The sequence below is a fragment of the Jiangella muralis genome, assembly GCF_001270745.1.
GTDB lineage: Bacteria > Actinomycetota > Actinomycetes > Jiangellales > Jiangellaceae > Jiangella > Jiangella muralis.
In genome coordinates this window covers 439,086-463,320 of sequence record NZ_KQ434754.1, presented here as the reverse complement: position 1 = coordinate 463,320, position 24,235 = coordinate 439,086, and the positions used below count along the sequence as shown (strand labels likewise).

Annotated in this window: 23 protein-coding genes; 20 read left to right on the top strand and 3 right to left on the bottom strand. The window is 70.6% G+C overall.

The features are described from left to right. Nucleotides 1–256: 256 nt before the first annotated feature. The 11 genes from ACW62_RS33105 to ACW62_RS10300 all read left to right on the top strand — a co-directional run bounded on the left by ACW62_RS33105 (nucleotide 257) and on the right by ACW62_RS10300 (nucleotide 16,409). Nucleotides 257–508, top strand: coding sequence for a helix-turn-helix domain-containing protein (locus ACW62_RS33105; RefSeq protein WP_205629259.1), 252 nt, complete (start codon nucleotides 257–259; stop codon nucleotides 506–508). Between the two features lie 96 nt (nucleotides 509–604). After that, nucleotides 605–1,657, top strand: coding sequence for a hypothetical protein (locus ACW62_RS10350; RefSeq protein WP_053203997.1), 1,053 nt, complete (start codon nucleotides 605–607; stop codon nucleotides 1,655–1,657). 233 nt (nucleotides 1,658–1,890) lie between these two features. Further along, nucleotides 1,891–2,349, top strand: a complete 459-nt coding sequence (locus ACW62_RS10345; protein WP_053203996.1) for a hypothetical protein — start codon at nucleotides 1,891–1,893, stop codon at nucleotides 2,347–2,349. Nucleotides 2,350–2,489: 140 nt separating this feature from the next. Beyond that, complete coding sequence (locus ACW62_RS10340) at nucleotides 2,490–3,836, top strand: type IV secretion system protein (protein WP_169792029.1); 1,347 nt, start codon at nucleotides 2,490–2,492, stop codon at nucleotides 3,834–3,836. Continuing rightward, nucleotides 3,833–4,849, top strand: a complete 1,017-nt coding sequence (locus ACW62_RS10335; RefSeq protein ID WP_157574625.1) for a hypothetical protein — start codon at nucleotides 3,833–3,835, stop codon at nucleotides 4,847–4,849. Before ACW62_RS10340 ends, ACW62_RS10335 begins: the two co-directional genes overlap by 4 nt. Nucleotides 4,850–4,948: 99 nt before the next feature. After that, nucleotides 4,949–10,315 carry a helicase gene (locus ACW62_RS10325; protein ID WP_157574623.1) on the top strand — a complete coding sequence of 1,789 codons (5,367 nt, stop codon included), beginning with the start codon at nucleotides 4,949–4,951 and terminating at the stop codon, nucleotides 10,313–10,315. Nucleotides 10,316–10,547: 232 nt separating this feature from the next. After that, nucleotides 10,548–10,856, top strand: coding sequence for a DUF6112 family protein (locus tag ACW62_RS10320; RefSeq protein WP_157574621.1), 309 nt, complete (start codon nucleotides 10,548–10,550; stop codon nucleotides 10,854–10,856). A gap of 5 nt (nucleotides 10,857–10,861) precedes the next feature. Further along, nucleotides 10,862–12,319 carry an SCO6880 family protein gene (locus ACW62_RS10315; protein ID WP_157574619.1) on the top strand — a complete coding sequence of 486 codons (1,458 nt, stop codon included), beginning with the start codon at nucleotides 10,862–10,864 and terminating at the stop codon, nucleotides 12,317–12,319. Next, entirely contained in the window at nucleotides 12,316–13,812 is a 1,497-nt protein-coding gene (locus ACW62_RS10310; protein ID WP_053203989.1) for a hypothetical protein, read from the top strand. Before ACW62_RS10315 ends, ACW62_RS10310 begins: the two co-directional genes overlap by 4 nt. Continuing rightward, entirely contained in the window at nucleotides 13,805–15,700 is a 1,896-nt protein-coding gene (locus ACW62_RS10305; protein WP_083459571.1) for a type IV secretory system conjugative DNA transfer family protein, read from the top strand. Before ACW62_RS10310 ends, ACW62_RS10305 begins: the two co-directional genes overlap by 8 nt. After that, nucleotides 15,678–16,409, top strand: a complete 732-nt coding sequence (locus ACW62_RS10300) for a DUF2786 domain-containing protein (RefSeq protein ID WP_053203988.1) — start codon at nucleotides 15,678–15,680, stop codon at nucleotides 16,407–16,409. The genes ACW62_RS10305 and ACW62_RS10300 overlap by 23 nt, the downstream gene beginning before the upstream one ends. 34 nt (nucleotides 16,410–16,443) lie before the next feature. Here ACW62_RS10300 and ACW62_RS35175 read toward each other — a convergent pair whose 3' ends face one another. Further along, nucleotides 16,444–16,866, bottom strand: coding sequence for a helix-turn-helix domain-containing protein (locus ACW62_RS35175; protein WP_205629258.1), 423 nt, complete (start codon nucleotides 16,864–16,866; stop codon nucleotides 16,444–16,446). After that, nucleotides 16,863–17,099 carry a hypothetical protein gene (locus ACW62_RS10290; RefSeq protein WP_053203987.1) on the bottom strand — a complete coding sequence of 79 codons (237 nt, stop codon included), beginning with the start codon at nucleotides 17,097–17,099 and terminating at the stop codon, nucleotides 16,863–16,865. Before ACW62_RS10290 ends, ACW62_RS35175 begins: the two co-directional genes overlap by 4 nt. A 543-nt stretch (nucleotides 17,100–17,642) precedes the next feature. On the opposite strand from ACW62_RS10290, the gene ACW62_RS10280 reads away from it, so the two are divergent. From ACW62_RS10280 to ACW62_RS10265, 4 genes are read left to right on the top strand one after another with little or no spacing between them, the layout of a single operon-like run. Then, complete coding sequence (locus ACW62_RS10280; RefSeq protein WP_053203985.1) at nucleotides 17,643–17,894, top strand: hypothetical protein; 252 nt, start codon at nucleotides 17,643–17,645, stop codon at nucleotides 17,892–17,894. After that, nucleotides 17,891–18,406, top strand: coding sequence for a DUF6879 family protein (locus ACW62_RS10275; protein WP_205629257.1), 516 nt, complete (start codon nucleotides 17,891–17,893; stop codon nucleotides 18,404–18,406). Before ACW62_RS10280 ends, ACW62_RS10275 begins: the two co-directional genes overlap by 4 nt. Nucleotides 18,407–18,418: 12 nt before the next feature. Next, a complete protein-coding gene (locus ACW62_RS10270) occupies nucleotides 18,419–19,279 on the top strand; it encodes a helix-turn-helix domain-containing protein (protein WP_053203984.1) in 861 nt (286 codons plus the stop codon). A 26-nt stretch (nucleotides 19,280–19,305) separates the two neighbouring features. Continuing rightward, on the top strand, nucleotides 19,306–19,764 hold the full coding sequence (locus ACW62_RS10265; RefSeq protein ID WP_157574617.1) for a hypothetical protein: 459 nt from the start codon (nucleotides 19,306–19,308) through the stop codon (nucleotides 19,762–19,764). On the opposite strand, the gene ACW62_RS10260 is transcribed toward ACW62_RS10265, so the two are convergent. Continuing rightward, entirely contained in the window at nucleotides 19,761–20,141 is a 381-nt protein-coding gene (locus ACW62_RS10260; protein WP_157574615.1) for a hypothetical protein, read from the bottom strand. The genes ACW62_RS10265 and ACW62_RS10260 overlap by 4 nt on opposite strands. Nucleotides 20,142–20,347: 206 nt before the next feature. Between ACW62_RS10260 and ACW62_RS10255 the strand changes: the two genes are divergently transcribed. From ACW62_RS10255 to ACW62_RS10235, 5 genes are all read left to right on the top strand, one after another. Beyond that, the gene (locus ACW62_RS10255; RefSeq protein WP_205629256.1) at nucleotides 20,348–20,917 is read left to right on the top strand and encodes a single-stranded DNA-binding protein; all 570 of its coding nucleotides are present in this window, start codon (nucleotides 20,348–20,350) and stop codon (nucleotides 20,915–20,917) included. Between the two features lie 5 nt (nucleotides 20,918–20,922). Continuing rightward, nucleotides 20,923–21,474 carry a hypothetical protein gene (locus tag ACW62_RS10250; protein ID WP_157574613.1) on the top strand — a complete coding sequence of 184 codons (552 nt, stop codon included), beginning with the start codon at nucleotides 20,923–20,925 and terminating at the stop codon, nucleotides 21,472–21,474. A 101-nt stretch (nucleotides 21,475–21,575) separates the two neighbouring features. Continuing rightward, nucleotides 21,576–22,871: a DNA cytosine methyltransferase gene (locus ACW62_RS10245; protein WP_083459594.1), complete on the top strand. Its 1,296-nt coding sequence runs from the start codon at nucleotides 21,576–21,578 to the stop codon at nucleotides 22,869–22,871. After that, nucleotides 22,868–23,395: a hypothetical protein gene (locus ACW62_RS10240; protein WP_053203978.1), complete on the top strand. Its 528-nt coding sequence runs from the start codon at nucleotides 22,868–22,870 to the stop codon at nucleotides 23,393–23,395. The genes ACW62_RS10245 and ACW62_RS10240 overlap by 4 nt, the downstream gene beginning before the upstream one ends. Further along, nucleotides 23,392–24,192: a bifunctional DNA primase/polymerase gene (locus tag ACW62_RS10235; RefSeq protein ID WP_053203977.1), complete on the top strand. Its 801-nt coding sequence runs from the start codon at nucleotides 23,392–23,394 to the stop codon at nucleotides 24,190–24,192. The genes ACW62_RS10240 and ACW62_RS10235 overlap by 4 nt, the downstream gene beginning before the upstream one ends. Nucleotides 24,193–24,235: the final 43 nt, after the last annotated feature.

Here is a 24,235-nt window from a genome sequence, read left to right as displayed (position 1 = left end):
CCTACGCGGTGAGTGGTTTCAGAGCGCCACCCGTCGCAGCTCAAGGAGCGCACTTCTCGGCGACGGAGGCCGCCTTCGCGTTCCTATGGACGGCGTGCGTGTCGCGTGCATCGCCGAATTACCACATTCACTGAACGCTCTGATGCCACACAATGCCCACATTCACCGACTTTGCAGGCCAACGCCATTTATGTATTGCCACCCGGTCGAGGCTGGCCACACGATGTTGGTGAATGGTCGACGAAGGAAAGGTCACGTGAACGAGCAACCAGACACCGAATCAGAGGCTGCCGATGACCAATCGCCGAAGCTGCTCAAGGTGCGTGAAGTCGCTGTGGCGCTCAATGTCAGCGCCATGACGGTGTATCGCGACATCGAAGACGGCAAGGTTCCAGCGACCCGGATCCGCGGGTCCTGGCGCGTGCCGGCGAGCTACGTCGACGACGTGCTCGGCGATGCCCTCCGCCGCCAGGCCGAAGCGAAGGCCCGCCGTCCCCACGTGGCCTGACCTAGCGGCCCGCCCATAGGCGGGCGCGGAGCGAACAACCGGCTACCAACCATGCCGCTCCGCGCCCGAACAAACCCATCGACGTGAAGGGTTCGCATGAACGACTCTACGCATCACCCTGCCCTGACGAAGATCGACGCAAGCAGCGACGACGGGCTCAAACGCGCGCTCCGTCAACTTCGCACTGCCGAGGACTGGAACGGCCCAGTCGGGCGCGCCGTCATTGACCAGCTTCGCCTGCGTGCGCTCGCGGTCGTTCGAGCATCCCGAGCGAGCGCCGATCTCGCTGTCACATACCTGGTGGACGGCCTGATCAGCGTCGGCTGGGAGATCGCGACCGCCCAGCGGACGGACATCCTCGCCGCCGACCGACCCTGGGGCTTGATCGTGCGTGCACTGGCGCGAGCAGCGGTGCAGGAGGTGCGCTCCGCTGAGCTGGTCACCTCCGGGGACGGCACGCGCTGGGCGATGGCCGGCGGTTGGCACACAGCGCGGCGCCTGGGGATGGACGGGGCCCAGGTGACCGATCGGCTGGTCTCGGCCGGGCACGACCCGACCGCCGAGACGGTCACCGAGGCGCGCTCGGATGACCCGATGGCCCGGTGGGACCCCGGCCTGATCGGGCTGCGCAGTGAACTTGTCGCAGCTGGTGCACCCCACAACATGGCGACGGAATTGATCAGCGCCGCCCTGGACGTCTTGCAGCTCACCCGCCGGCGTAGCCACGTCCACTACACCGCCTATCGCGATCCGCGCCTCGCCCGGCTGCTGACGACGCACCAGATCCGTGCGCTAGTCGATCTGCTGATCGGGGCGCGCCGCGAAGGCCCTGCAGGTTCTGCTTGGCTGGCTCTGCGCGACGCCGCCCGGGCTGGTCGTCAGGTTTCGCTGGCAGCGGCGCACCCGCAGTCGTTGCCCAGGCTTGTCGTGCTGGCCGAGGCATGGATGGGCCCGGCGCCTCACGCCGTGTCCGGGCACCAGCTCGGCAAGACCCCATCACACCCGGCCCGGCCTGGGCATCGCCCTTCCGCCGACGTCGGCGGGCGTGTCCACATGCGCGCGACGTCCGGTGCGCGGCGCCAGCCACCTCTGGGGTGCCGCTCGCGACGAGCGGCGCACGGCTCGTCGGCACGCCGGCGCACAGCTTGAGGGGACTTGACATGATCACCGGACGCAACCGAACGGTTCTTCGGCCCTGGCAGCTGGTGGCCGGGCTCGCCGTACTCGTGGTCGTGGTGGTCGCTGTGCTGGCACTCGTCAGCGGTGACCGCGGCACGACGCCGACCAACGGCGGAGCGCCGGCTACGAGTACGGGTACGCCGTCTGCATCGCCTGGAGACGGCCCGAGCGACACCGAGCCGACGATGCCCGGTGCCCGCGCAGTGACCCTTCCCGACACGAAGGACCCGGACACCTACGCGGAGGCGATCGCCGGGCTGGTACTCGGTCTCCGGCCGGCGGACTCCTACGTCCGCGGCTACCGCGACGTCCTTCTGGGAGCGATCGACCGCGACGTCGCCGGGGACGACTACGACCGCCTGCGCACGGTCACGGGCCGGTGGTTCCCGGACGAGGCGACCTGGGATCGGCAGGCGGCGCAGCGCATGCGGGCAGACTTCGAGGTCGAGAGCGTCGTCGAGCCCGAGCAGGACGTCTTCGCCCGCGACGCTCCACCAGGGCATGAGGTGCGGACCGTGTCGGGCGTGCAGACCCTCCGGTACGAGGGCGAGAACGGCGAGGAGGTTCGGGACGCCCGGGCACGTTCGGTGACCGTGTGGGTCTACTGCCCGTCGGATCGGAACTGCTCGCTTGTCTCGGTGCCGGACGAGGTGCTGCGGTGACCGAGCGCGGCGCCTGCGACCTGCTGATCATCAGCTGGGGCTGCGACCTGGTCGGCGACGCGACCTCTGGGATGGCCGAGGACCTGATCACCGCGGTGGCCGCCGCGGTGTTCGGGTTCGCCGTCACCATCCTCGGCTGGGTGTGGTCGGCGATCGATCAGACCACCACCCCGGCCACCGAAGCGGACTGGCTCTACGAGTGGGCGGGCAGGATCTTCGGGATCACGCTCCCGCTCACCGTCGGCCTGCTCATCTTGCAAGTCATCACCGTCGTGCTGCGCGACGGCGGTCACCGTGACGGTGTCGGCCGGGCCGTGGCCCGGTCCGGTGCCGCGGTCTTCGGCACCGCCGTGTCGCTGCCCGTGATCCACCTGCTGACCTCCGCCGTCGATGCGCTCGGTCACGACCTCACGGCGGCGACCTTCGGCGACATGGGTCAGGTCGGGGACCGTCTGCAGCAGGTGTTTGCCACCGTGGCCGTCATCGACCAGGCCACCGGCGGACTCAACTACGGGCTCCTCGGCGGCGGCAGCGTGATCGCCGGCGCGGTGGCCTTCGTCATCTTCGGGATCCTGCTCGTCCTCGGCGCGCTCGCCGTGTGGGGCGCGCTGCTGGTCCGGTCGATGCTGCTCTACGTCGTCATCGTGATGGGCCCGATCGCGATCATGGGTCTGGCCTGGCAGTACACCAGCGGCTGGTTCCGCTCCTGGATCGCCGTGGTCAACGCACTCGTGTGGACGAAGCTGGCGGTGATGGTGGTTTTCGGGCTGGGCGTGTCGGCCATCGCTGGCGCGGACTTCGGCAGCGACGGCCCCGGCGCGGTCGGCGTCCTGCTGTCCGGGGCGCTCATGATGCTCATGGCCGCGCTCGTTCCGATTGCCTGCTACTCGTTCATGTCGTTCGTCGGTGACGAGGTCCACGCCAGCGTCCTGCATCGCGGCGGTGTCACCGCGGCCGCAGCCGGCCGGGCCGCCATCGCACGGGCGGACCCCGCCCAGATCCTGCGCTGGACGAGCCAGCACGAACCGACTGACACGTCCGCCACCTCGGAGCAGCGCACACCGCGCCGCCTGGGCGCCGATTCGCGGCCAGCACCCACAGCCGACCAACACCCGTCGGCGCCAGCGCCAGCCGCCGCCAGCGGTCACGCGGAAGCCGGTGACATCGATGGCAGCCAGAACCGCGGGGAACAGAGACCACGGCAGACCGGCTGGTGGCCGTCCTCACAAAGCGCAGACGACACCGAGCACCGTGGTCGTGGATCTGCGCACCCACACTCCGGGCCGGACGCCGTTGACGCGCGCGGCGAGCGTGCTGGCAGCACCCCACGACCCGCCTCCGGGCAGCCGGCGCTGTCACCACCGGCTACTGCTGTGGAGGGGACGCCCGAGCCGCCGGCCCCGCAGCCCACGCACGCGGCGGACCGCCTCCGCGCCGCCAGTACCGACGACGCGGCGGGCCACCTCACCGAGACGGAACCAGGATGAGACGACTCGTCGCCTCGATCCTCGCCACAGCAACGGCCGCCGTGGCGTCCCCGTCCCTGCTCCTCTTCGCGCCGGCATCTCCCACCGATGGCGACTGGAACTGCGCCGATCAACTCGGCGCGGGAGAACTGGCCGGGCTCGACGCCGACCAATCCGACCATGCGCGCATCATCATGGCCGAAGGCGCAGCCCGCGACCTTGAACCGTTCGGCATCGCCGTCGCTCTTGCCACCGCCGCTCAGGAGTCCACCCTTCGCAACCTCCCGTACGGCGACCGCGACTCACTCGGACTGTTCCAGCAACGCGACCCATGGGGGAGCGCCGCACAACGACTCGACCCGCGAACCGCGACCGGGTTCTTCTACGACGGCGGCGTAGGCGGCCAGCCAGGACTGCTCGACATCGACGGCTGGGAAGCTATGTCGCTGGCCGAGGCCGCCCAAGCAGTCCAGCGCTCAGCCCACCCGGACGCCTACGCGAACTGGGAGAACGATGCCTGGGGCTGGCTCGCCGAGGCCACCGGCGACGCCAACTCTTCCGCATGCGGGCCGCCACCGGACCTGGGGGAGAACGATCCGCCGCCGATCGTGGCCGATCTGGAGGTTCTGCGTCAGCGCGCCGATGAGTTCGCCGAGGCCTCGGCCGATGGTCGACCTGACCCCTACTACGGCGAGAGCAGCTATTACCGATGGTGCGCGCGGCTGGCCGCGCGGATACACGGCCATCCGAACTCCGGCTACCCCACTGCCGCAGCCCAGTGGGACGCCTACCAGCGTGCCGGTACCGCGGTCGTCGACGGGAGCGCACCGCCGCCGGGCGCGCTGCTGTTCTACGAGACCGATCCCTCCGGCCACGTCGCCGTCTACCTCGGCGACGGACTCGTCGTCAGCAACGACGTCCTCGATGAACCCACCGGTCGGCTCGGCGGCGTCTACATCGTCCACGCCGCTGAGCTCACCGACGGCGCCTGGCGACTTCCCTACCTCGGCTGGGCCGCACCCCACTACGCCTAAACCGGCGCGTCGAGCTACCGCGTGCTGCGGAGCCGTGTGCGCGCCACGCCGCTACCACCCAGTGACCGGTAGCAGGGGCAGAAGGGGACACGGCGATCGATGGCTGGGCGCAGGACGAGGACGCAGATCGACGGGCAGCTCAGTCTGGAATCGTTGTGGGCAGAGACGGAAGGTGAGCGCGATGAACAGGTACGGCCGACTGGCGATGGAGCACTGGCAGCAGGCCGATCCGGGGCGCCTGGCGGCTCTAGAGGATCCGACGACCTTCTTCTCGACCCTGGGGGCTCAGGTGGAGGAGCGAGTGCTGGAGCTGCAGGAGCACCTGGCCGGGCCGGGCTCCCCGGACGAGACCTACCTGGAGAAGGTCGGCCGCTTGAACGCGGCGCGGCTGCAGGCCGAGGAGATGGCGCTGGCCGAGATGGTCTGGTTGCAGCCCCCGACATCGCCGGACCCGCCGAGCGCGACCGACGAGTACCTCTGGGTGATCCACCGGGCGTTGAACGAGGACCAGGACGAGCAGGGCCAGTAGTCCGGTTCCGGCCGACCCGGCAGGACGACCTCACCCCCTCGGGCGCCCGTTCGCGAGTGCGGGCGAACCTCGACGCGATCGCCCGGCTGCACCGACTCCGGGAGGAGGGCCGGGCGGCGAGCGACGACGACCGGCGGGTGCTTGCCAGGTGGTCGAGTTGGGGTGCGGTGGCGGAGCTGTTCGACGAACAGGCCGACCAATGGGAGACCGAGCGCCGGCATCTCCAGGCGGTGCTGGACGAGTCGGCGTATGCGGCGGCGCGACGTACGACGATCAACGCCCACTACACCGACCCCGCCTACGTCCAGCCGATGTGGGACCTGCTGATCAGGCTCGGCTTCACCGAGGGCGAGGTGCTGGAGCCCGGCTGCGGCGCAGGCACCTTCCTCGGCCTGGCGCCGCACGGCGCACGGATGACCGGGATCGAACTGGACCCCACCAGCGCCGCCGTCGCGGCCGCCCTCTACCCGGACGCGACCGTGACGACCGAGTCGTTCGCCGACACCCGGTTCCCGGCCGGTCACTTCGACGCCGCCATCGGCAACGTCCCATTCGGTGACATCCGGCTGCACGACCCCCGCCACAACCACGGCAAGCACACCCTGCACAACCACTTCATCATCAAATCGCTCGGCCTGACCCGCCCTGGCGGGCTGGTCGCGGTGCTGACCAGCCACTTCACCCTGGATGCGCAGAACCCTGCCGCGCGGCGTGAGATGAACGCGCTGGCGGACCTGGTCGCTGCGGTCCGGTTGCCGACCGGCGCGCATCGACGCGCTGCCGGCAGCGACGTGGTCACGGACCTGCTGGTGCTGCAGCGCCGCGACCCGCAGTCGCCGCCGCGGTCGATCGAGTGGGAGACCGTCACCGAGCGTGTCGTCGACGGCGAGCGCATCCGCCTCAACACGTACTTCGACCGTCACCCGGAGCACGTCCTGGGCGAGCTGGCCGTCGGGCCCGGCATGTACAGCGCAACCACGCTGCATGTACGGGCCGACCCGGCCCAGGCGCCGACCAGGTTCGCGACCGTGCTCGACGACGTCGTCGAGACAGCGCGCCTCGACGGCATGACCATGACCCCGCGGCAGGCATCCCCGGCCCAAGTGCAACCGGTAGCTCGCGCTCCTGAAGGGCTGTGGGACGGCCACCTGATCGCGGGCGATGACGACACGTTCCAGGTGGCGACCGGCGGCCTGCTCGAGGAATGCCCGGTCCCGGCGACCCAGCGGCGCGAGCTGCGGTCCCTGCTGGGGCTGCGCGACGCCGCGCGGGCGCTGCTGAGCGCCGAGGCGGCCGACCTTGAGGACACCCCGCAGATCCAGCAGCTACGCACCGGACTGGCCGACCGGTATCGCGACCACGTGGGCAGGTTCGGGCCGATCAACCGCTTCACGACCCGCCCCACCGGCCGTGTAGATCCCGAGACGGGCCAGGCGCGGATGTCGCGGGTCGCGCCGCCGGTGATGCGGATCTTCCGCAGCGACCCGTTCGCCGCCCTGGTGCGGGGCCTGGAGGTCTTCGACGAGACCACCCAGACCGCCACTCCGGCCATGATCATGACGCGCCGGGTCGTCGTCCCGCGGGCGCTCGCGTTGGGCGCGGACACGCCGGAAGAAGCGCTCGCGATAGTGCTGGACCGCCACGGGCGGGTGGACCTGGCGCAGGTCGCGCGGCTGCTGGGAGTCGGCGAGGACGACGCTCGTGCCCGGCTGAGTGAGCTGGTCTACGACGACCCGCCCTCCGGTCAGCTGGTCACGGCCGCGGAGTACCTGTCCGGCAACGTCCGCCAGAAGCATGCGGCAGCCGCCGCAGCTGCGGCGGTCGACCCTGACCGCTACACGGTGAACGTCGCGGCGCTGCGTTCGGTCCAGCCGCCCGATCTCGGGCCGGTCGACATCGAGGCCCGCCTGGGCGCGGCGTGGATCGACGCGGCGACCCACGCCCAGTTCCTGAGCGAGCTGCTGCGCGACGACACCGTCCAGGTCGAGCACCCAGGCGGGGCGATCTGGGAGGTGCGCGGCGTCAGGTCGTCGGTCGCCGCTGGTGAGGAGTGGGGCACGGCGCGGATGCCGGCACCGGTGATCGTGAAGGCGGTGCTGGAGCAGCGCCCGGTCCAGGTCACCGACGAACTCGACGACGGTCGACGGGTCATGAACCCGACCGAGACGGCGGCCGCGCAGGAGAAGGCGAATCTGATCCAGGAGCGGTTCGCCGAGTGGGTGTGGGAGGACCCCGACCGCGCCGAGCGGCTGCTGCGGGAGTACAACGACCGGTTCAACGCGATCGTGCTGCGCGACTACAGCGCCGAGGGCCGGCACCTCACCCTGCCCGGCCTGGCACGCACGTTCACCCCACGCAATCACCAGCGCGCCGCCGTGGCCCGGATGATCAACGAACCAGCCGTCGGGCTGTTCCACGAGGTCGGCGCCGGTAAGACGGCCGAGATGGTCATCGGCGCGATGGAGCTGCAGCGCCTGGGAATGGTGACCAAACCCTGCATCGTCGTGCCGAACCACATGCTCGAACAGTTCACCCGCGAATGGCTCCAGCTCTACCCGACCGCCCGCATCCTGGCCGCATCCAGCGACGACCTGCGCGGCGAACAACGGCGCCAGTTCGTCGCCCGCTGCGCCACGAACAACTGGGACGCCGTCGTGATGACGCGCGGCGCGTTCGAGCGGATCCCGGTCTCACCCGCCATCGAGACGGCCTACCAGGACCGCGAGCTGGGCAGGCTGCGCGCGATGCTGGCGAACTCGCGCTCCGGCCAGCGACTGAGCGTCAAACGCCTCGAACGTGCCGTCCTCGCCGCCGAGGAACAGCTCAAGAAGCGCATGGACGCGCCTCGAGATCCAGGCATTACCTTCGAGCAGACCGGCATCGACTACCTCGTCATCGACGAACTTCACGACTACAAGAACCTGCGCACCGTCTCCAACATCCGCGACGCCGCGATCGTGGGCAGCCGCCGCGCCAGCGACCTGCACATGAAGATCGAGTACCTGCGCGGCCGGCACGGCGACCGCGTCTTCACCGGCGCCACCGCCACCCCGATCGCCAACTCGGTGACCGAGGCCCACGTCATGCAGCGCTACCTGCGTCCAGACCTGCTCGAGGCCTCCGGCGTGGAGGACTTCGACGCATGGGCGGCCACCTTCGGACAGACCGTCACGGAGATCGAGATGGCCCCGGCCGGCGGCTACCGCCTGACGAGCAGGTTCGCGCGGTTCCAGAACGTCCCGGAGATGCTGCGCATGTGGCACGTCTTCGCCGACGTCAAGACTGGCGACGACCTCAACCTCCCCACCCCCGACCTCGCGCTCCGCGACGACGGCCAACGCGCCCCGGTCACGGTCGTCGTGCCGGCTCCGGCCGACCTCACCGCGTACGTCGCCCACCTCGGCGAGCGCGCCGAACGGGTCAGGAGCGGCCAGGTCGATCCCAGCGAAGACAACATGCTGAAGATCAGCACCGACGGGCGCAAGGCAGCGCTGGACATGCGCCTGGTCGGTGCCGACCGACCGCTCGACGAGCCGACGAAGTTGGACATCGTCGCCGACAACATCACGCGCATCTCTGCCGAGCATCGGCAGACCCGCTATCTGATCCCCGGGACAGGCGAGTACTCCCCGACGGCCGGAGCCGTGCAGATCGTGTTCTGCGACCTCGGCACCCCGCGCGAGACCTGGAACGCCTACGACGAGCTACGCGGCCTCCTGACCGTTCGTGGCATCCCGCACGAGCAGGTCCGTTTCATCCATGAGGCTCCCGGCGACGCCGAGAAGGCCCGGCTGTTCGCAGCCGCCCGCGCCGGCCAGGTCACCGCTCTGCTGGGGTCGACTTCGAAGATGGGCGTGGGAACCAACGTCCAGAACCGCGCCGTCGCGCTCCACCACGTCGACTGTCCGTGGCGACCCGCCGACCTCGCCCAGCGCGACGGGCGGATCATGAGGCAGGGCAACCAGAACGCCGAGATCCAGATCTACCGCTACGTGGTCGAAGGCTCCTTCGACGGCTACCTCTGGCAGACCGTCGAGCGCAAGGCCAAGTTCATCGCCCAGATCATGCGCAGCCGCCTCGACGTCCGATCCATCGACGACGTCGGCGACACCGCCCTGTCCTTCGCCGAAGTCAAGGCCCTCGCTGCCGGCGACCCGCTCATCCTGGAACGCGCCAACGCCCAAGCCGACCTCACCCGGCTGGAACGGCTGCGCCGAGCACATCTGCGCCAGGCCGACAATCTGCGACAACGCCGCGCCTTCCACGCCGCCCAGATCGACGACCTTGACCAAGAACGCCACCATCTGTCGGCGGCACTCGCTCGCACCATCCCCATCGGCGAGAACTTCACCATGATCGTCGAAGGCGTCCGCGTCACCAAGCGCACCGACGCCGCAGACGCCATTGCCACCTGGGCCACCCAACACCTACCCGGCAACACTTATCGCAGCAGCGACATGGGAACGCTCGGAGAGATCGCCGGCCATACCATCGACGCCGTCTACCAGCCAGCAGGGACGTATCTCGGCCAGCGTGCTCAGATCCGGCTCACCCTGCGCGACGTGCCCCGCAGCGAGACGCGCGTGTCCGTCGACAGCATCACCGACCCCCAAGGCATCGGCGTCGTCCGCATGTTGGAGAACCGAGTCGCCGCGATACGGGCCGACATCGCCGAAACCGAACGACGACAGGAAGAGGCAGCCAGTGAGCTACACGCCGCGGAAGCTGCGCTCGGGGCGCCCTTCAAGCACGAGCAGTCCCTCATCGAGGCGCGAGCGGCACTCGAGCGCATCGATTCGGCAATGTCGGCTCAAGCCGCCAACCGTCGACCAGAACCCGAGCTGCCACCGGAGACTGCGCTGATGTCTCGGTCGGCATCGACGGTGCCGCGCCGCCAGCCTCCCGGGCATCAACCTGGCGGCGAAGTGCGGCTTTGAGGTGACGACCGCGTCCGGTCGGGTCGAGCAACGACCCAGTGGCCCCGCGAGCTGCGCTTCCGTACCTGCGCCGCGACCTGCGCGCTGCCAGCGGATCCGCGACCAGCCGTGGAAAGAGCAACGAACCAAGCGCCTTCAGCCAGACCCTGCACGGCGCGGTGCGCGGCGTTTCCCGACCCGTCGGCTGGCTGACCTGCAGACGCAGGTCCGTGATGGCGACGAAGGAGCTGAGGTGCGGGGAATTCTGAGCATGGCGGTGCGGGCGGGGACCAACCCCGGGATCACGCCGAACACGGACGGGCTTCCGGGCCTGGAGCAGGTCCGGCGCGTGGTCGGAGCCTTGTCGACCTGGGGCCTGGTGGCGTGCGTGGCCGCGGTCCTCATCGGCGGGGCGTTGATGGCGTTCGGACGGATGGGCAGCCGGACCGGGATGAGCGACGGCGGCAAGTCGACGCTGCTGATGGCGGTGGCGGGTGCGGCGATCATCGGCGCCGCGAACGCGTTGGTGGCGTTCTTCGCCGCCATCGGCGCCGAGGTCTGAGCGTCGTGGTCGTCGAGGAAACGCCGGGCCGGTCTGTGCTGTTCGCGCCGCGGCCACGGCGCGGGATCATCGTCGGCCTGCAGGCGGGTCAGCTGGTGGTGCTGGCTGTGGGCCTGCTGGTCGCCATCCCAGCGGTCTACACCGGGGGAGTCGCGAGGCTGGCGGCGACGGCGCCGCTCTGGGGCGCGATGGTGGCGGCCGCGTTCGTGACTGTCGCAGGCCGCACGCTGGTGTCGTGGGCGCCCATCGCCGTCCACCACGCATGGCGGGCCGTCGCTCGCCAGCTCACCTACAGGATCCGGGTGCCGCGGCCGCCCGAGGCGGGACGACTAGCGCTGCCGGGCGAGGCCGCGGGGCTACGTCTGCATGTGCATCCCGGCATGGCCGCGGCGATGGTCCACGATCCACGCGCCCGTACGCTCACGGCGGCGCTTCGGGTGCGCTCGGCCGGAACGTTCGTCCTGGCCGACACGCGCGAGCAGGAACGTCGCTCCGACGCCTGGGGCGGCCTGCTCGCCGGCTACTGCACCGGCGGCCGGCTGATCAGCCGCATACAGGTGCTGGAACGCACCATGCCCGAATCCGGGATCTCCGCCGACGCCTTCTGGCAGGCCCACGGCGTGGACGACGACGGCTGGGCCTCGCAGTCCTACCGCGAGGTCCTGGCGACGGCGGCACCGACGTCGGAACGTCACGAGACGCTGATCGCGCTCACCCTCGACCTGCGGGTCGCTGCCCGTCAGGTCCGCGCGGCCGGCGGCGGTGTCGCCGGCGCCGCCGACGTCCTCGCCCAACAACTCACCCTTCTCGCGCGCAGGCTGCCCAGCCTGGACCTGGCCCATGACGGCTGGGTGACGGCGCCGGACCTGGCGCTGCTGCTGCGTGGCGCCTTCGACCCGACCGGACTCGCGCAGCTCGCCCGCTCGAACGTCGGCCGCACTCCTGGGTCGGCGGGGCCGGTGGCCATCAACGAGGGCTGGGCCGGGTTCCAGGCCGACAGCAGTTGGCACTGCGTGTTGTGGGTGGCCGAATGGCCACGGGTCGCCGTGCCCGTCGACGTGCTCTGGCCACTGCTGCTGACCTCGGGTGTGCACCGCACGGTGTCGGTCACATTCGAACCGATTCCACACGACCGGGCTCTGCGGGCGGTCCGGCAGGAGCGAGTGGAGCACGAGTCCGACGCCAGGCAGCGGGCCCGCTCGGACGTGCTGACCACCGAGACACAACGACGAGAGGCCGGCGACGCCGTGCGCCGGGAAAGAGAACTCGTCGCCGGTGCCGGGGACATGCGCTACGTCGGCCTGGTCACCGTGTCCGCGCCGGACCAACAGGCGCTCGACGTCGCAGTCGAGCAGGTCAAGACCGCCGCCGCCGAGGCGCACTGCGAGCTGCGGATCCTGTACGGGCAGCAGACCCAGGCGTTCACCGCTGCCGCAATCCCGCTGGCCCGAGGCATGCAGTGACCAGGCCGAGCCCGCTGCTGATTCCCGCGGGCGAGACCCGAGCCCAGCGGCGCGCCAGGATCCGCGCCCAACGCGGCATCCGTCGCGACGCCGCCCAGGCGCGCCGCGAGCAGACCCGCCGCGTCGCCGCCGCTGACCGCGCCGCCGCACCCGGCCGCGACGTCCCGCACGGGGGCGAGCACCGGCCGGGGTCCTTGCGCACCTGGCGCCGGCTGCGGCTGCCGGCCCACCGCGCGACCACCGCCACGCTGGCCGCGGCGTACCTGTTCCAGGCCGAGGGCGGCCTGGCTCTGCCGGGCATGGTGATCGGGCACGACGCCTACACCCGTGCCGCGTTCTGCTTCGACCCGTGGGTCCTGTATGCCGCGGGCGTGCTGACCAACCCGAACGTCCTGATCGCCGGTGAGATCGGATCGGGGAAGTCGGCGCTGGCGAAGACCCTCATCGGCCGAGGACGAGCCTTCGGTCACCGCGCCTACGTGCCCGGTGACGTCAAGGGCGAGTGGACACAGCTCGCCGCCGTACTCGGCGGCGCCACGATCAGCCTCGGCGCCGGCAGGCCGACCCGCCTCAACCCACTCGACGCCGGCCGTCGGCCCCACGGCATCGGCGACCCGGAATGGAATGTCGAGGTGCGCTCGCGGCGACTCGAGCTGCTGCGCAGCCTGATCGAACAACTCGGCGGCCAGCCGATCAGCCCGACCGAGCGCACAGCGCTCGCGGCCGCCGTCGACGCCGCCGTCGACGCCCACACGACACCAGTCCTGCCACACGTCGTTGACCATCTGTTCGCCCCGGACCAGGCGCGACCGGTCCCGGCCGGATTCAAGAGCCGCACCGAATTGCGTGAGGCCGGGCGGCAGCCCGGCCACCTGCTGGCCACCCTCGTGTTCGGCGAACTCGCCGGCCTGGTCGACGCACCGTCCACGGTGCGGTTCGACCCGTCACTGTCGATCCTCACGATCGACATCTCCGCGCTCGGCGAGACCAACCCGGCCCTTCCGCTGGTGATGGCCTGCACGTCCGCGTGGACCGAGGCAGCGCTGCGCGACCCGTCGGACGGCCAGCGGTTCATCGTCTACGACGAGGCCTGGCGGATCCTGCGCGAACTCGCCCTGGCCCGGCGCATGCAGACCCAGTGGAAGCTCTCCCGCGCGTGGGGGCTCTCCAACGTCGCCGTCGTCCACCGCCTGTCCGACTTCGCCGCTGTCGGCGACGCCGGATCTGAGCTGCGGGCCCTGTCCGAGGGCCTGGTCGCTGACACCGCCACCCGGATCGTGTACCGGCAGCGCGCCGACCAGGTCGCCGCGACCGCCACCGCGCTCGGCCTCACCGGCCCCGAACGGGCCCTGCTCACCGGCCTGGCCAAGGGCACCGGACTGTGGCGGATCGGCGAGCGCAGCGGACAGATCACGGTCCACACCCTCGCCCCGTCCGAACGAGCAATCGTCGACACAGACCACCGCATGATCCACGGCGCCGCCCGTGGCTAGGCCGCCCGAACCGCGGAGCACGGACCTGCTCACCGATCTCGCGCTCGCCGTGCTGCTGACGATCCTCACCGGGGCGGCGGCCGTGAGCGGCATCGCGTGGGCCGGCGCGGTCGCGGCGGCCTGGATCACCGGGCACCCGGCACCGGACTACTCCGTCGACGCCGCGGTCGCCGCCATTCGGGCGCCAGGACAGCCGGAGCAGGCGTGGACCACGCCACTGCCGGCCGCCGGCGTCGTCTGGTCGGCCACCGGCGTCGTCGCGGCCATCGTGATCGCCGCGACCGTGGCCGGTGCCTGGTTGTGGCGCAGGGCCTTCGGCACCTCCCAGAACCGGTCGCGGGCTCTGGAGGCGATGCCGGGCGTCGCGACCGCCCGCCAGGTCCGCGCCGTCGCCGGCGCCCGCATGATCCGTGCGCACGGTCCACGACTGCGGCCCTCGCTGCGGGCGCCGGAACCGCCCGACATCGGGTTCTGCCTGGGCCGCTCCCACCGCATCCCGGTCTGGATCACCGTCGAGGACTCCGTACTCGTCATCGGCCCGTCGCGGTCGGGCAAGGGTCTGCACCTGGTCATCCCCAGCGTGCTCGACGCACCCGGCGCCGTCGTATCGACCTCCACCCGCACCGACGTGCTGGCCGCGACCCTGACCGCGCGGAGCCGCATCGGCCCGGTCGCCGTGTTCGATCCACAACACCTCGCCCGCGGCATCGACGCGGGCATGCGGTGGAACCCGGTCCGCGGCTGCGAAGACCCACAGACCGCGATGATCCGCGCCCGCGGTCTCGCCGCAGGCTCCAACATCGGCAAGGGCGTGGAGAACGCGGACTTCTGGGCCGGCCAGACCGAGGCCGTCATCCGCACCCTCCTCCACGCCGCCGCCCTCGACGACCTCGGCGCTCGTGACCTCTACCGCTGGTCACTCGACCCCGTCGCGGCCATGCAAGCGCATCGCATCCTCACCACCCACAACGACGCGGCAAGCGGGTGGGCGGAGACGCTGGAGGCCGCCGCCACCGCAGACGCCCGCACCCGCGACTCCATCTGGCTCGGCGTCCGGCAAGCCTTCGCCGGCCTGGCCGATCCCCGCGTCCTCGATGCCCTCACCCCGCGCCCTGGCGAACGCGAGTTCGACCCGATCGCGTTCGTCCGCGACGGCGGCGCGCTGTTCCTGCTCGGCACCGCCGCCGGTGCCGGCGGGGTCGGAACGCTCGTCGCCGCGCTGATCGAAGACCTCCTCGAGACCGCACGACAACTGGCTGCCGCCTCCCCTGGCGCGCGCCTAGACCCGCCGCTGGCGCTCGTCCTCGACGAGATCGCCAACCTCGCCCCGCTGCCGTCGCTGCCGACGCTGGTCTCCGAGGGCGGTGGTAGCGGCATCGCCACCACGGTCGTGCTGCAGACCATGGCCCAAGCCCGTCACGCCTTCGGTGAGCACACCGCCAGCACGATCTGGGACGCCTCCGTCGTCAAGATCCTCCCCGGCGGTGCGGCCAGCGCCGCGGACCTGCGCGACATCTCCGCCCTCATCGGTGACCGTGACGACGAGACCGTCGCCGTCACCCGGGGCCGCGACGGCGACACCACCCGGCAGGTCTCCTACCGGCGCATCCCGATCCTCGACCCCGGCCAGCTCCGGACACTCCGGTTCGGCCAGGCCGTCGTCCTCCTGCGCTCAGCACCACCCATCGCCTTGAGCATGCAGCCCTGGACCCGGCGCCCCGACGCGCACCGGCTGCAGGCCGACAAGAGCGCGGTCGAAACGAGTATCAGCGCCCGCGCCGAGCAGAGCGCCACCAGCGCTCCGGACCGAACACCGGAAGCCGACCAGCGACCGACGCCGAACCCTGCACGAGAGGAAACCAGGCATGACCGACGCCACTGCCGGTGAAGCGACCATGCGAAGGATCCGAGCGCTGCTCAACCAAGCCGAGAATGCCGCTGCCACCGAGCACGAGGCACAGACATTCAGGGAGAAGGCCTTCGAGCTGATGGCCACCTACGGCGTCGAGCAGGCCATGCTCGGCGCAGACAAACCTGACCGCGCGACACCCGAAGGTCGCAACACCTATGTCTACCTCCCATGGGCGGCCGAAGGCGTGGCGCTCCTCGGCGGTATCGCGCATGCGCTTGGCTGCCGTCCGGTCCTTCTCCGCACCCAACCCGGCGAACCGAAGTTCGTGCGAGTGCTTGGATTCGCCAGCGACCTCGACCGGGTAGAAGTGCTGTACAACTCGCTCCTGGTACAGATGCACGCCGGACTACTGAGCGCGACCGTGCCGGACGGCGCGAACGGCCGCGCATGGCGACGATCCTGGTTGATCGGCTTCGTCGCTGAGGTCTCCGATCGCCTCACAGATGCCGAAGACCGAGCCCGTCAAGCAGCCACCGACAACGGCGGCCGACGCGCCGAAATCATTCTCGCCGATCGCGGCACCCGGGTCCTCGAGCTGCAGTCTCAGGAGTTCCCCAACCTGGGCAAGCCGCGACCGAGAACCTTCATCGGCACCGGGCTCGCCGACGGTCGCGCGGCGGGCGCGCGCGCCGACATCGGAAACCCACGCATCAACGACCAGAAACGCGACGCCATCGACCGTTGAGCCATCCCCGGCGCCGGCACACTACCTGGCTACGTCACGGCAGGAATTCGCTCGGCCGCACGCCCAGGCACACCGCCAGATTCCAGACGATGTCCAACCCGACGTTGACCCGGCCGGACTCGATCCGGCCCAGGTAGCTCACGTGCATCCTCGCCAGCCGGGCCAACTCGTCCTGGCTCAGACCGTGCTCCACCCGTAGCTCACGCAAGCGGGCTGCGAACACGGTGGCCGGGGTGCGGGCGTCGCGGGATGCGTCGCGCCCGAGCGCGCGCTGATGGGCGCGCAGCACATCGTCGCGGACTCGGAGGTTGGTGAAGATGCCCGGACGAACCGGCTGCCGAAGATGGACATAGCGGACCTGTGCGACGTAGAAGCGGTGGATCGTCCATGGCGCGGCAGAGTGACGCAGGGAGACTTCCTGGCCGATACGCCAGATTGAATGATCGCGGCTGGTCACGGCTTTGCCGCTGCTTCCGCATCGCCAGGCCGCCGGATCGACCCCACGATGCGGATGCCGTACTGGTCGATCACGTGGGTGACGTGGCCGTACTTGTCCGCGTGACCTTGGGCGGCCTGCTCGGCGTTGCCGTACGAGGAGAACGTGCGACCGGACGTCTTGCACCGCGGGCAGTGCGCCTTGTATGCCGGCGCCCAACGTCGCTCGGCGATCTCCTGCTCCTGAATGGTCACCGGCTCCGGCTCCAACGTCTCGTGTGGTGCCGCGTGAGCATCAGGCAGCCGATCCGCAGCGTGCGCAGGCCCGCGACCACCACCCCGTCGGCGGTGCTCACGACCGGCCGCCGCGTCGTGCTCGCGCCCTGGCGAGGCCGCGTCCCCACTGCTCGGCCCAGGTCGCCCATACGCACGGCCATTCCCGACCACAGTTCCGACAGGAGGTCCGCCGGCGTGGTATCCAGCCGCCAGCCGGCTGATGGGTCGACAGCAGATCGGCGGCGTAGGTATCGACGCGCTCGGGCGACCAGCCGACGAGTCCGAGTCCGCGCACGCGAGCCGTGAACATCGCGTCCCCTCCGGTCGTCTGCGCCCGCCCGAAACCCGCATCTGCTTCGCTCGGCGGCTGGGTCATGGGCAGCCAAGGTAGGCCGGCGGCAGCAGGACTGCGAAGGGTCGTTGCATGACATTGCGCGAAGCCATCGCTCGCCTTGACCCAGCTCATCGACGGCGGCCAGGCTTGCTGCAACCTGGTGCAACGAACGACGTTAGGGGCGACTCATGGCACTACGGTTCATCGCGATCGATCCGACCACCTCCGACGACGGCTCGCCGACGATCTGGCTTGACGAGGACACCGGCGACCTCATCATCCAGTCCTGGACCGCCGACCAGGCGACCGTGAGGGACGTCCAGGAGGTCGGCTCGATCCCCGGCCACTCGACCGACATCCCGGCGCACGAGTCGGTGATCCGACTCCCCGCGCGCATGCTGCCGTTCATCCCCCGATCGAGTGAGGACACCAATTCGTGACCGCCGTTCGCGAGGCCCTGGCCCGCACCCAGCGCGCAGCGATGCACCTGGAGATGCGAGACGCCTACATGCTCGACGACCCCGAGTTCATCGCCTGGCAGCAGGGCAAGCGGTACGACCCTGCCGACCGAAAGTCGTGGTGGCGCCCGTGGCTCGACGTCGTCAAGGCGACCGTGGACCGTGGCGTCACCATGCGCCGCGCCCGCATCGTGTCCGAACCGATCACCGACTACATCCGGCACGAGTACGACGTCACGTTCACCAACATCGCGGCCGGGGAGCAGGTGCGGTGGCTCCCGCGCCGGCAGGCGAAGGACCTGCTCGTGCCGGGCGCGGACCTGTGGGTATTCGACGACGAGTTGGTGATCTTCAACCACTTCACCGGCGACGGCCAATGGGCCGACCCCGGCATGGAGCCGGTCCACGACCCGAGTCTCGCCAAGCAGTGCGCAGGCGCGTTCGAGGCGGTATGGGAGAGGGCGATCCCACACAGCGACTACCACCCTGGGTGATCAGCCGACCCCATGGCCGTCTCTCCGTCCTCCAGCGTCCAGCAAGCCCGTCAGCTCATCGCCGATCGGCTCCGCGAACTCCGGGAGCAGGCCGGGCTGACGGGCCGAGCGCACGCCCAGGCCTGCGGCTGGCACCCAGCCAAGACATCGCGGATCGAGAACAACCGCACCGCTCCATCGGCCGACGACATCCGCATCTGGTGTCGCGCCTGCGGCGCGCAGGACCGGGCCGGCGACCTGGTGGAGTCGCTGCGCGCCGCCGAGGGCATGTTCGTCGAGTGGCGCCGGATCACCCGCAGCGGCCTCTACCAGGCCCAGCAGGTCCGCGCGTCGGTATACGAGCGCACCCGCCGCTTCCGCTCCTACTCATCCTGGCTGGTACCGGGCATGATCCAGACACCGACCTACGTCGAGAGCGTGCTCCGCGCCGTCCGCCACCGCGAAGGCCTCATCGATGACGTCGACAAGGCCGTCGCAGCACGACTGGAGCGTCAACGCCTGCTCACCGACGGCCGGCGCGTCTTCGCGTTCATCATCGAGGAGTCCGTGCTGCGAGCTGGCGTCGGCGGACCCGACGTCATGCGCGACCAGCTCCACTACCTCGGCGAGGTCGGCTCACTGCCCAACGTCAGCCTCGGCATCATTCCCGCCCTGGACGATCGCGAGCGATGGCCGGTCGAGGGCTTCTGGCTCTACGACAACGCCCAGGTGAACGTCGAACTGGTCTCCAGCTACCTCACCATCACCCAGCCGAGCGAGGTCTCCCTCTATGCTGACACCTTCGCCCAACTAGCAGAACTCGCCGTCTACGGCGGCGACGCGCGCACCCTGATCCGAGCCGCCGCCGACAGCCTGAGCGCCCCGGCGGGGTAGGGGCCAAGACTGGCGATCAATCGAACATGAGTTCTATTCTGTTCAACGTGGTCACTATACGCTGCCCCATGGAGCGGTGCCCCGGCCTCAGACTCGCAGAGGATCTCCCGCCGGGGGAGATTGCCGGCCAGGTGGTCGATCACCTTGAGCGCCATCACGTCCACGGAGACACCTTGATCAAGCAGCTCACGAGCCTCCGGGTCGACGGCCGCAGCGGCCTTGAGCTGGTGCGCACCCTCGACCGGCCGCTGATCGCCGAGACCAGCACCGGCAGGCGTCACGCGATCCGACCCGGCGCCATCTCGCTCGACGGGCGGGGGCCAGCTCTGTGCAGCGACTCGAACACGGTGCGCATCGTCGAGTTGCCGGTGTTCGGCGGACCGGCTCGAGCGACAGCGCAGCGAGAGCCTGGCGGCGTCCAGCCCGAGTGCCGGGCGTGTCAGCGGCGGCTGCGCATGGCAGCAGCGGCACGCCGATCCGGCTAGCCGCGCCGGACCTGAACCCGCGCCTGCTCCAGCACGCGGAACGTCTCGTCGCAGTACAACCGCTCCTCCGGCGTGTCCCTCAACGGCTCCAGAACAAGCACCTTGCCCTGGTCCAGCGGACCGACCCCCACAACGAATTCACCCGGTCCACCCGGATCGCGGCGACCCAGCGCCGTCAGCTGCGTCAGCGGGCACGTCGTGGCGCCGGACTGGTAGCCGCCCGACTCGTCGAACCAGCGGAACATGATCCGCCAGTCTGTGACGAACAGCCGCCCGGCGGTCTTGCCGGTCTGGCTCAGCGCCCAGAAGTCGCTGTAGATCAGCGGGCTCTCTGCCCGCTGCAGGTCCGGTATGGCGTCACGCCAGAAAGCCCGCACCTCGGCACGCTGCCGCCTCAGCTCGGCGCGACGTCGCAGGTTTCCGATCATTGCACCCCCCCAATACGCCGGGCAGCGTACCGACGACCCCGGACACATCGGTCCAATCAGGCGGTGCCTTCCTGAGCTCCCGTGCCGCACGTCATGTGCGCGCCGTGTGCCTACCCCGTGTTTAGCGGCGTAGAGGACACGAACGGAGGGGCCTCGTGGGTAACAGTTTTCCGATGTCGGCGACGGGTCGCGTGGTGCGCATCCCTGAGCAGGTCACGACGCGCTCTGGCGCGCCGATGGCGAAGTTCACGATCGCTGTTCACGACTTCGCACGTCAGCCGGATGGCAGCTGGCTGCCGCGGCAGGTCGTGAACCACGATGTGGTCGCGTTCGGGGCCACGGCCCAGGCGGTCGCCGGCCTCGGGCTCGAGGCGGGCGACCCGGTCATCGTGGTCGGTGACCTGGTTTTCAACGCGTATCAGGCCCGTGATGGTGTGCGGGTGTCGTGTGAGATCCGGGCGCGGGCGGTCGCGCTCGATGGCAGCGCCGACGGGGTCACAATCTCCCGGAGCGCGTCGAGGCCCGTCGAGCACGCCGGTGGGACCACCGGTGTGGTGCCGTCGGCTCCTGCTAGCAGCGCATCTTCGGCGGCGACGTCTGGTGAGGGATTCAGTCCCGCGCCGGTGCCGCCCCCGCCGCCGTCCATCCCGGAAACACCGGCGGCTCACCAGCCGGTACCGCAGTGGCCGGATCCGGCGGCCGAGGCGTCCGGTGTTGGGCGGTAGTGGTGGTGTTCTTCACCGGTGACTGGGAGCTGGAGCCCGGTGGCCGCGGGTTCCTGACGGCGTTCGAAGCCGTCGGGCAGGATAGCGGGTGGAACGGCTGGATGACGCCGGTCGTCACGGGCTCAGTTCTCACCAGGCTGGCGTGGCGGCAGGCGCAGCTCTACCAGGACGCCGTCGCGAGCGATGAGCCGGTAGACATGGAGCGCCTGGTGTTCCACGGCCAGGACCTCATGGTCTCCAGTACTGAACCCGTGCGTACCCCGATCTGGGTCCGCCCGGACCGGGACGGGCTGTATCACCTGTCCGCGCTGGCGTGGACGTTTGTGGAGGTGCATCCGAGCCGCGCCCTGCATCTGGTCCGAGCCGAGCTGGAACCGTGGAACGACCACGTCGGGGAACGACTCGTGCGGCACGTCGAGCGCGGCGAGCTGCCCTACTACTGGGCGACCCGGTTGCGCGACCGGTTCGTGCGGACGGCGACCAGGCCGGTCCGGCAGGCGGACGCTGCACGACGGCGGCCACCCCCGGATCGCGGGCCGGTCGGCCCGGGCACATGACTCGCCAAGCGACGCGCAGGGCGCCGGCCCTCTATGCCGTCGGCGCGCAGCGTACGCCGCGCCGACCCAGCGCCGTCGACGTCGCCGACATCGCCGCGGAGATGGCGGCGCAGGCGGGCGTGGTGGAGCTGTTCGCCGGGCCGGGAGGATGGAGTGAAGGTCTGCGCTCGCAGGATGTGACCGATGTCGTCGGCATCGACAACGACCCGTACGCGTGCGCCACGGCCAGAGCTGCCGGGCATCGACGCGTGTGCGCGGACGTGAGCCTGCTCGACCCGTTCGGGTTCGGGACAGTTCGCGGGGTGGTGGCGTCCCCGCCGTGCACCACGTTCTCGTCGGCTGGGTCCGGTCTCGGCCGCCAGCTGGTGGGCATGCTGGCGGCCGCGACGGCGCCGGTGATGCACGGGACGACGTCGATAGCTGAGGTAGCACAGACATGCCGCCAGGTACTGGAGGGCGTCGTGTCGAGTGGCGATGACGAAGCCGTCGCTCTCGCGGCTGCGACGTCGGTGCTGGTGCTGGAGCCGGCGCGGTGGGTCGCGGCGCTGCGCCCGGAGTGGCTGGTGATGGAGCAGGTCCGAGCCGTCGGGCCGATCTGGACCGCATACGTCGCTGCCCTTCGTGACTTCGGCTACGGCGCATGGAGCGGCGTGCTCAACGCGGCTGACTACGGCGTCCCGCAGGACCGGCGCCGGGAGGTCCTCATCGCCGTCAAGGGCCGGATACCACACCCGCCACCGCCAACGCACGCCCACGACCCGGAGCCACACAGCCTCATCGGGCCGGGCCGGCGCCGGTGGGTCAGCATGGCAGAAGCCCTTGGCGGCGTGGACCGGCACCGCGCGGCCTACCACCGAACTCGCGGTACGGGCTGGACGGCCCGCCACGGTGCTCGCCCAGACCGGCCGGTCGATCAGCCGGCGCCATCGATCACCAGCAAGGCGCGTTCGGATACCTGGCGCTGCGGGCAGGTGAGCCTGCGCACTGACACCCGCCCGGGCCGTGGCGGTCGGCCACGGCCTGCTCGCGGGCTCGACCAGCCTGCGCCCACGCTCGTGTTCGGGAAGCGGTTGAACGCCGTCAGCTGGGTGCTGGACCGGCGCAGCGTGACCACGGACCGCTGCGGCGCCCGGTATCCGACACCGCCGGTGCAGGCCGGACGTCCGGCCCCGACGCTGACCGGTAAGTCCGGCGGTCAATGGCTGCGTCGCTGCACCGCCTGCCCGGGCACTCGCCGCATCACGATGGCGGAGGCGTCGGTTCTGCAGGGCTTCGCGCCGGACTATCCGTGGCAGGGCTCGACCACGCGTGCGTTCGCTCAGATCGGCAACGCTGTTCCGCCCGGGTTGGCGGCAGCCGTTCTCCGCCAGGTGCTGCCGCCAGGGGCGCCGCGATGAGCGGCACGGGTCCGGGCGCCGGACACCCGGCCGAACCCGGCGAGGGCCGCGACGGCGTCGAGGGTGTCGACCCGTTCGCCGAGTTCCTCGGCGCGCCGCAACAGCTTCCCCGGCCGATCCGTTGGGACGACCTGGAGCCGCACGCTCACGCCGCGGCGCTGCACGATCTGGCCGACTGGGTGCGCTGGCTCGTCGTCCGCTACGCCCTGGACCAGCGCGACGTACCGACGTGCTGGTATCGCCACGCCGCGCTGGTCGAGGAACTCTCCGCGCTGCGGGGTGCCTGGCAGATCGCCTACGACCCCGCCCAGCCGGCCACCGCCGCCGTCGACTGGCACGCCACGCTCGCCTACGGCCGCCAACGCCTGCGGGAATGGGCGATTCGCACCGGATGTCGGCAGCGCGAGCACCGCCCGGACAGCATCGAACCCTGGGCCGCCGACCCCGAAGGATCGGGCTGGACCACCGGCTTCTACATCCACCTTGACAGCATCGTCGGCCCGCCAACCAGCCCACCGCCGTGACCGAGCGCGACACCATGGGTGCGGCTGCGCTGAGCTACGCCGCAGCTGGCATCGCCGTCTTCCCTTGCTGGCCACTGCGCAAGCGCCCGCTGGTCAAGGCCGGCTTCTACGCCGCGACCACGGACCCCGACCGCATCCAGGCCTGGTGGGCCAGATGGCCGGCGGCGAACATCGCCATGCCCACCGGGCAACCGCACTGGGACGTCGTCGACGTCGACGTCAAGAACGGCGCCCCCGGCTACGCCACACTCCGCCGACTCCGAGCAGCCGGACTCGTCGACGGCTGGTCACACGCCGTCGCCACCCCGTCCAGGGGCCTACACCTCTACTTCGGCGGCACCGAACAACCCAGCAGCAGCATCCCCGCCAACGGCATCGACTTCCGCGGCCTCGGTGGATACGTCCTCGTGCCCCCATCACGTGTCCACCTCGCTGGCACCCGCGGCTCGTACCAGACCATCGACATCCGCGACGCCCACCGAGCCGGCGCGGTCGGCTGGGAAGCGATCCGTACACACCTCACCCCGCCACGGCACCAGCCGCCGACCCGGCTCGCCGCCGCCGTTGGAACCGGTGATGCCGGGCGTCGTCTCACCTACCTGGTCCGGCACGTGGAAACCCGACCCGATGGGCAGCGGCACCCGGGTCTGCTTTGGGCCGCCCATCGGGCCATCGACAACGGCTCCGCCGATCTCACCCCACTGATCGCGGCCGCGCTGCGTGCGGGCCTGCCAGCGGACGAGGCGCGGGCCGTGGTCAGCCACGTCGCCGCCAGTCGAGGCGTGAGTGGGAGATAGTGGCCCGTCAATCCGGGCCAGGCATGAGTCCGGCTGGACGCTG